Genomic DNA, 7308 nt, shown 5'->3' with positions numbered 1-7308 from the left:
GCGGGCGGGCCGCCGCGCAGCTCGGGCAGCGCCCGGTAGATCACCGCCGCGATCGGCACGGCCACCGCCGCGCCGGTGATCCCGGCCAGCACGCCGCCGACGGCCAGCACCAGGATCACGGCCAGCGGATGGAAGTTGACGGCCCGGCCGACGATCAGCGGTTGCAGGACGTGGTTCTCCAGTTGCTGTTCCACGACCAGGATGCCGACGAAGACCAGCGCCAGGATGGGCCCCTGCGAGCCCAGGGTGACCAGTGTGGCCAGGCCGCCCGCGATGAAGATGCCGACGATCGGGATGAAGCTGGCGAAGAAGATGAGCACCGCCAGCGGCGCCCAGAGCGGCACCCCCATCCCGGCCAGCACGATGCCCATGATGATGCCGTGCACGGCGGCCACCGCCACCGTGCCCTGGACGTACTGGGAGAGCGTCGCCCAGGCGGCCCGGCCGGCCCGGTCGACCCGCGGGGCGACGCCGCCGAAGGCGCGCAGCACCCAGGCCCAGATCCGGTCGCCGTCCTTGAGCAGGAAGAACGTCACGAACAGCAGCAGCACCAGGGACGCGAGCACCTCGACGGCCACCGTCGCGCCGGTCAGCACGGTGTTGCCGATCACGGCCTGCTGCGTGGTGATCAAGTCGGTGATCTGGTCGACCCACTGCTGGATCTGCGCCTTCTGGAGGTGCAGCGGCCCGGTGATCAGCCACTCCTGGACCTCCTCGACCGACTTCCTGAGCTGGGCGACCAGGCGTGGGAACTCAGCGTTGGCCCGGGCGCCGACGATCCAGCCGGTGCCGACGAGGATCGCGAAGGCGAGCAGCATGGTCGCCCAGGTGGCCCAGATGGGCCGCAGCCCGGCCCTGCGCAGCCGCTTGGTGATGGGGAACAGCAGCGCCGCCAGCAACAGCGCGATCGCCACCGGCAGGGCCACGAACCGGAGGGTCGCGACGGCCTGCGCGAAGTAGTGGACCACGACACCGAGCAGGATCAGACACGCGCTCCACGCCGCCATCTTGGCCAGGACGGGGGGCACTAGCTGCGTCAGGCGCCGCGGGTCGGAGATCACGCATTACAGCCTGGCACGTCCGGAACCCGAACGCGCGCCGCATTTCCACCCGGCGGGCACCGGGGGCGAGAGCTTGCTCACTCGGCGCCCCCGGCGGCGTACCGGCGATCGGGTCAGCCGGCGGCCAGGATCACCTCGACCGCGGGGCCCGGGGCCGGGTCCAGGACGAACTCCTCGACGTTGCCCGCGGCGCACAGGTCGTCCTGGGCGTGCCGTACCAGAGCGGCGGCCGGGCCGGTGACGGTGAGCCGGGCGACCTCGGACCGCATCGACCGCTTGGCCTCCGACTTGGCCTTGCGGACCTGGGCCAGGACGGCGGCCACCGCGGCCAGCACCTCGGGGTCTCCGCCCGTGCCGGTGTCGGCGGGGACCGGCCAGTACGAGCGGTGGACGGACCCGTCACGCCACCAGGACCAGACCTCCTCGGTGACGAACGGCATGAACGGCGCGAACAACCGCAACTGCACGTCGAGCGCCCGGCGCAGCGCGGCACGGGCGGACCCGGCCCCCGCGTCGGAGCCGTAGGCCCGGCTCTTGACCAGCTCCAGGTAGTCGTCGCAGAACTCCCAGAAGAACCGCTCGGCGGCCTCCAGGGCACGGGTGTGGTCATACCCCTCGAAGGCGGCGGTGGCCTCCTCGACCACGCCGCGCAACCGGGCCAGCATCGACAGGTCCAGCGGCTCGGTGACGGGGTCATCGGTGGCGCCGCCGAGCCCGAGCACGAACTTGGACGCGTTGAGGATCTTGACGGCCAGCCGCCGTCCGATCTTGAGCTGTCCCGGCTCGAACGCCGTGTCCACCCCGAGCCTGCCGCCCGCGGCCCAGTAGCGCACCGAGTCGGCGCCGTGCTGTTCGAGCAGCGCCAGCGGCGTGACCACGTTGCCCTTGGACTTGGACATCTTCTTGCGGTCGGGGTCGAGCACCCAGCCGGAGATCGCCGCGTTGGACCACGGCAGCCGGTCGTGCTCCAGGTGCGACCTGACGGCGGTGGAGAACAGCCAGGTGCGGATGATCTCGTGCGCCTGCGCCCGCAGGTCCATCGGGGTGACCTGGTGGTACAGCCTGTCGTCCGCGCCCCAGCGGGCCGCGATCTCCGGCGTCAGCGACGACGTGGCCCAGGTGTCCATGACGTCGGGGTCGCCGGTGAAGCCGCCCGCCTTGCCGCGCTGGTCTTCGGTGTAGCCGCGCGGCACGTCGTCGGCGGGGTCGATCGGCAGGGCCTCCTCGGCGGGCAGGATCGGCCGGTCGTGGATCGGGTGACCGGCGTCGTCCAGCGGGTACCACACCGGGATGGGCACGCCGAAGAACCGCTGCCGGGAGATCAGCCAGTCACCGGCCAGCCCTTCCACCCAGTTGTCGTAGCGGACCCGCATCCGCGGCGGGTGCCAGGACAGCTCGGCGCCACGGGCGAGCAGCGCCCGGCGCAGCTCCGGGTCGCGCCCGCCGTTGCGGATGTACCACTGCCGGGTGGTGACGATCTCCAGCGGCCGGTCGCCGCGCTCGTAGAACTTCACCGGCCGGGTCACCGGCCGGGGCTCGCCGGAGAGGTCGCCGCTCTCGCGCAGCATGGCCACAATCCGCTCGCGCGCCGCGCCGATCGTGCGGCCGGCCACCTCCGAGTAGGGGCCCGCGGGCACGCCCTGCGGCGGCTCGGGCAGCAGCCTGCCGTCCCACCCGATCACCGGGCGGGTGGGCAGGTCCAGCTCGCGCCACCAGGTGACGTCGGTGATGTCGCCGAAGGTGCAGATCATCGCGATGCCCGAGCCCTTGTCCGGCTCGGCCAGGCGATGTGCGAGGACCGGAACGCGCACACCGAACACCGGCGTGGTGACCGACGCGCCGAACAGCGGCCGGTAGCGCTCGTCGTCGGGATGGGCGACCAGCGCCACGCAGGCCGGCAGCAGCTCGGGGCGGGTCGTCTCGACCTCGACCCGGCCGCCGTCGGGCCGGTGGAAGGAGATCCGGTGGAATGCCCCGGTCTGCTCGCGGTCCTCCAGCTCGGCCTGGGCGACGGCGGTGCGGTAGGTGACGTCCCACAGCGTGGGGGCCTCGGCCAGGTACGCCTCGCCGCGCGCCAGGTTGCGCAGGAAGGCGCGCTGGGACACCGCGCGGGAGTGGTCGCCGATCGTGGTGTAGAGCAGCGACCAGTCGACCGACAGGCCGACCCGCCGCCACACCTCCTCGTACGCCTGCTCGTCGATCTCGGTGAGCCGGTGGCACAGCTCCACGAAGTTGCGCCGCGAGATCGGCACCTCGGTCTTGCCCGGCTTGGCCGGCGGCTCGAAGTCGGGGTCGTACGGCATGGACGGGTCGCACCGCACGCCGAAGTGGTTCTGGACCCGCCGCTCGGTGGGCAGGCCGTTGTCGTCCCAGCCGATGGGGTAGAACACGGTCTTGCCGCGCATGCGCTGGAAGCGGGCGATGAGGTCGGTGTGGGTGTAGGAAAGGACGTGGCCGATGTGGAGGGACCCGGAGACGGTCGGCGGCGGCGTGTCGATGGAGTAGATCTCCTCGCGGGGCCGCGCCCGGTCGAACCGGTAGGTGCCCTGCGCCTCCCAGCTGGCTACCCATACCGCTTCGAGCCCCTCGAGAGCGGGTTTCTCGGGCACGGCGGGATAGCGTGATCGCTGTTCGGTCATGCGTCCCTATGGTAGTCCGGGGACCTGCCCGGACGGGCTAGGGTTTTCGCATATACGGAAGGGGGAGGCGGCTATGGCCGACAAGGCGGAGAAGCCGGATCTGGCGTGGCGGGCCATCGGAGGGCTGGTCGCGCTCGGCGTGGGTTTCGTCACGCGCAAGGCGATCGCGTACGGCTGGCAGAAGGCGACGGGCAGGAAGCCGCCCGCCGATGCCGACTCGCCGGACATCAGCATGGGCGAGGCGATCGGCTACGCCGTGGTGACCGCGGTGGGCATGGAAGTGGCCCGGATCGTGGCGACCCGGGCCGCGGCCAGGCGGTACCAGGCGTGGTCGGCGCGCAGCGAGGCCAGGGCCATCGCGCAGGCCGCCACTCCCAAGGCGTGAGGTCGGGGTTCAGGGCGTCTCCAGGGCCTGGAGGAACTCCCCGGCCCAGCGGTCCACGTTGTAGGTCGCCACGCGGCGGCGCAGTGAGCGCATCCGCCTGGCCAGCTCGTGCGGAGTCGAGCGCATCCCGGCGACCATCGCGCGTTTGAGGCCGTCGACGTCGTAGGGGTTCACCAGGAACGCCTGCCGGAGTTCGTCGGCGGCCCCGGCGAACTCACTGAGCACCAGCGCCCCGCGCAGGTCGTGCCGGCAGGCGATGTACTCCTTGGCGACCAGGTTCATCCCGTCGCGCACCGGGGTGACCACCATGACGTCGGCGGCCAGGTAGAGCGCGGCGAGTTCGTTGCGCTGGTACGACTGGTGCAGATACTGCACCGGCTGGTGGCCGATCAACCCCTGCTCGCCGTTGATCCTGCCGACCTGGAGCTCGATGTCGTTGCGCAGCCTGCGGTACTCCTCCACGCGCTCCCGGCTCGGCGTGGCGATCTGGACGAAGACGGCGTCGCCCGCGTTGACCGCCCCGTCGGCGAGCAGTTCGCCGAACGCCTTGAGCCGCTGCCCGATGCCCTTGGTGTAGTCGAGCCGGTCCACACCGAGCAACACGTGCTCGGGGTCGCCCAGCTCGGAGCGGATCTCCTTGGCCCGCGCGACGATGTGCGGCTCGCGGACGAGGCTGTCCAGCTCCCCGAAGTCCACCGAGATGGGGAACGCCTCGGCGCGGATGACCCGGCCGTCCCGGTAGATCTCGTGCTTCTGGTGTTGCAGGCCGAGCTGGCGGCGGCACAGCCGGATGAAGTTCGAGGCGCCGCCGGGCCGCTGGAATCCGACCAGGTCGGCCCCGAGCAGGCCCTCCAGGATCTCCCTGCGCCAGGGGAGCTGGGTGAACAGCTCCGAGGGCGGGAACGGAATGTGCAGGAAGAAGCCGATGCGCAGGTCGGGGCGCAACCGCCGGAGCATCGCCGGGACGAGCTGGAGCTGGTAGTCCTGTATCCACACCACGGCGCCGTCGGCCGCGGCGTCGGCGGCGGCTTGGGCGAAGCGCTCGTTGACCGTCCGGTAGGCGTCCCACAGCACCCGCGAGTACACGGGTGTGGCGACCACGTCATGGTAGAGCGGCCACAAAGTGGCGTTGGAGAATCCCTCGTAGTACAGCTCCACCTCCGCCGAGGACAACGGCACCGGGATGAGGTGCATGCCGTCGTGCTCGAAGGGGTCGAGATTCTCGTCGGGTGCGCCGTGCCAGCCCAGCCACGCGCCGTCACGACGTTGCATCACCGGGGCGATGGCGGTCACCAGACCGCCGGGGCTGCGCCGCCAGCCCGCGTGGCCGTCACGATCGACGGGCAGGCGGTTGGCGACGATGAGAAACGAGCTGCGGCCCTGCACGCTTCCTCCAATGGTCGGCTACGACCACCTTACGAAATGGACACACACCGCTTCTGATCGGCTACCGGACGAACCCGCAGGAACAGCATAAAATCCGGCTTCAGGCGGGTCCCAATCCGGCCGCGTCACTGATCACCGTACACGGTGCCACCTGCGGGATTCCTACCCACGGAACGCGCGGGAACCTCAGCCGGAGGTGATCTCCCGCCGCGCCGCCGAGGCGCCCTCGGGCAGCGCGCCCCGCTTGCGCAGGTCATCGCGCACCGCCGTGGCCAGCCGCTTGGTCGCGGCGTGGTTGAGCGCGCCGCCGGCGACCGCGCCGGTCAGGAAGGGGCCGAGGGTGGTCAGATGGCGGCCGAGGGTGCGCATCAGCCGGTTGCGCAGCGCGGTCTTGGCCGCGGTGCCGAGGGCCAGGGTGACCGAGCCGGGCGCGAGGGGGTCGACACCGCGCTGCTTGGACCACGCGATGGCGAAGGCGAGCGCGCGCTGCCCGCCGTTGCCGGGCACCTCCACGCCGTACACCTCGTGCAGCTCCGCGATGAGCTTGGTCTCGATGGCCGCCACCACGAGCGTCTCGGCGACCAGCTGGGCGGGTGCGGACAGCAGCAGCGGAGGGGCGGCGAACTGGGCCATCGCGAGCGCGCCGCCGACGGCGCCGACGGCCGTCGTGGCCTTCGCCGCGGTGCGGACCAGATCGTCGGCCAGGGCCTCGCCCGTGAGCCCGTAGTGGTGTTCTTCAAGCGTGCGCAGATCGCGGATGGGGATCCGGGGCGCCGTGGCCATGTAGACGTCGGCCAGCCACCGGCCGCGGCCCGCGCCGGTCTCCTTGGCCATTCTGCCCGCCGTGACCAGGGCGGCCGTCAGGCGGCCGAGCAGCCGCCGCCGCTCGGCGCGGTCCAGCTCGCCGGGCCGGGACAGCCTGCCCACGAGCACCGCCACCTCGTCGTGCCGGCCGTCCTGCGTGTCCTGCTTCTCCTGCACGGCGGGGTCCCGGTCGTCGTCACGGGACTCGCCGGCTCCGGCCGGGTCGTGCTGAGAGCGCTCGCCGGAGGACGCGGCGGCTCGATCCGGCGGGCCCGGCTGGACGGAATCGGACGACCCGGGCATGATCACGGGTTCGTCCGGTGTCCGGCCGGGCTCGCCGATGTCGTCACTCGACGGCCGATCCGCTTTGTCTGTCACGCTGCGGAGCCTCCCTCAAATCCGTCGGGACGATCAGGCGGCGCACTCCCGGCAGATCTGCTCCCCGCCCTTCTCGGCGGCGAGCTGGCTCCTGTGATGCACCAGGAAGCAACGCGCGCAGGTGAACTCGTCGGCCTGACGAGGAATCACCCGGAGCGAGAGCTCCTCGTTGGAAAGGTCCGCACCGGGCAGCTCAAGCGACTCGGCGAGGTCGGTCTCGTCGATGTCGATGCTGCCGGACGACTTGTCCGTACGGCGAGCCTGAAGCTCCTGGAGGCTGTCCTCGTTGAGGTCGTCGTCCGTCTTGCGTGGGCTGTCGTAGTCGGTAGCCATCGTTCTCCATCCCCCTCATCTATCTGTCTGCGCACCGTCGCGCGCTTATAACGTCCGGGAGCCCCATCTTTGTGCCCGAAAGGTCCGAGAGATTTGTGCTTCGGTACCCAGCGATGACAGCCACTGAACCTCCCTACACGCGTGTGAGCCGCCGCCAATGGGAGCAGTTAGCCAAATATGGCGGAAACCACAGCATTGACGCCATGCAGCACCGTGTTCGACGGCACATCCAACCACATGTACGGCGCGAACGAGACGCCCCCCGCCGGATGAAGCGCCGGATACGCCCTCCGGTGCGCCGCCCGCTCGTCCCACCCCGTAT

At 71.1% G+C, this 7308-nt stretch carries 6 protein-coding genes; 1 reads left to right on the top strand and 5 read right to left on the bottom strand.

What is annotated here, in order from left to right; translation table 11 throughout:
- Both C1I98_RS32350 and valS read right to left on the bottom strand, forming a co-directional pair.
- The coding region (locus C1I98_RS32350) for an AI-2E family transporter (RefSeq protein ID WP_233508375.1) at window positions 1–1061 on the bottom strand (1061 nt) is incomplete at its 3' end.
- 113 nt (window positions 1062–1174) lie between these two features.
- Window positions 1175–3700 (bottom strand): valine--tRNA ligase, encoded by a 2526-nt coding sequence (gene valS / locus C1I98_RS32345; protein WP_111171147.1) that lies wholly within the window; start codon window positions 3698–3700, stop codon window positions 1175–1177.
- A gap of 73 nt (window positions 3701–3773) precedes the next feature.
- Between valS and C1I98_RS32340 the strand changes: the two genes are divergently transcribed.
- A complete protein-coding gene (locus C1I98_RS32340; RefSeq protein WP_111171146.1) occupies window positions 3774–4085 on the top strand; it encodes a DUF4235 domain-containing protein in 312 nt (103 codons plus the stop codon).
- A gap of 9 nt (window positions 4086–4094) precedes the next feature.
- On the opposite strand, the gene C1I98_RS32335 is transcribed toward C1I98_RS32340, so the two are convergent.
- From C1I98_RS32335 to C1I98_RS32325, 3 genes are all read right to left on the bottom strand, one after another.
- Window positions 4095–5471, bottom strand: coding sequence for an alpha,alpha-trehalose-phosphate synthase (UDP-forming) (locus C1I98_RS32335; RefSeq protein WP_111171145.1), 1377 nt, complete (start codon window positions 5469–5471; stop codon window positions 4095–4097).
- 186 nt (window positions 5472–5657) lie between these two features.
- The gene (locus tag C1I98_RS32330) at window positions 5658–6653 is read right to left on the bottom strand and encodes a hypothetical protein (RefSeq protein ID WP_233508374.1); all 996 of its coding nucleotides are present in this window, start codon (window positions 6651–6653) and stop codon (window positions 5658–5660) included.
- 33 nt (window positions 6654–6686) lie between these two features.
- Window positions 6687–6986 (bottom strand): DUF4193 domain-containing protein, encoded by a 300-nt coding sequence (locus C1I98_RS32325; RefSeq protein WP_111171144.1) that lies wholly within the window; start codon window positions 6984–6986, stop codon window positions 6687–6689.
- Window positions 6987–7308 lie beyond the last annotated feature (322 nt).

Source organism: Spongiactinospora gelatinilytica (assembly GCF_003236385.1).
GTDB lineage: Bacteria > Actinomycetota > Actinomycetes > Streptosporangiales > Streptosporangiaceae > Spongiactinospora > Spongiactinospora gelatinilytica.
The sequence above is the reverse complement of the archived record's forward strand: the minus strand, read 5'-3'. Positions and strand labels throughout refer to the sequence as shown.

Bases quoted from the DNA above. Each gene is read 5' to 3' on its own strand.
- valS (WP_111171147.1), bottom strand. From the start codon at position 3,700: ATGACCGAACAGCGATCACGCTATCCCGCCGTGCCCGAGAAACCCGCT.
- C1I98_RS32340 (WP_111171146.1), top strand. From the start codon at position 3,774: ATGGCCGACAAGGCGGAGAAGCCGGATCTGGCGTGGCGGGCCATCGGA.
- C1I98_RS32325 (WP_111171144.1), bottom strand. From the start codon at position 6,986: ATGGCTACCGACTACGACAGCCCACGCAAGACGGACGACGACCTCAAC.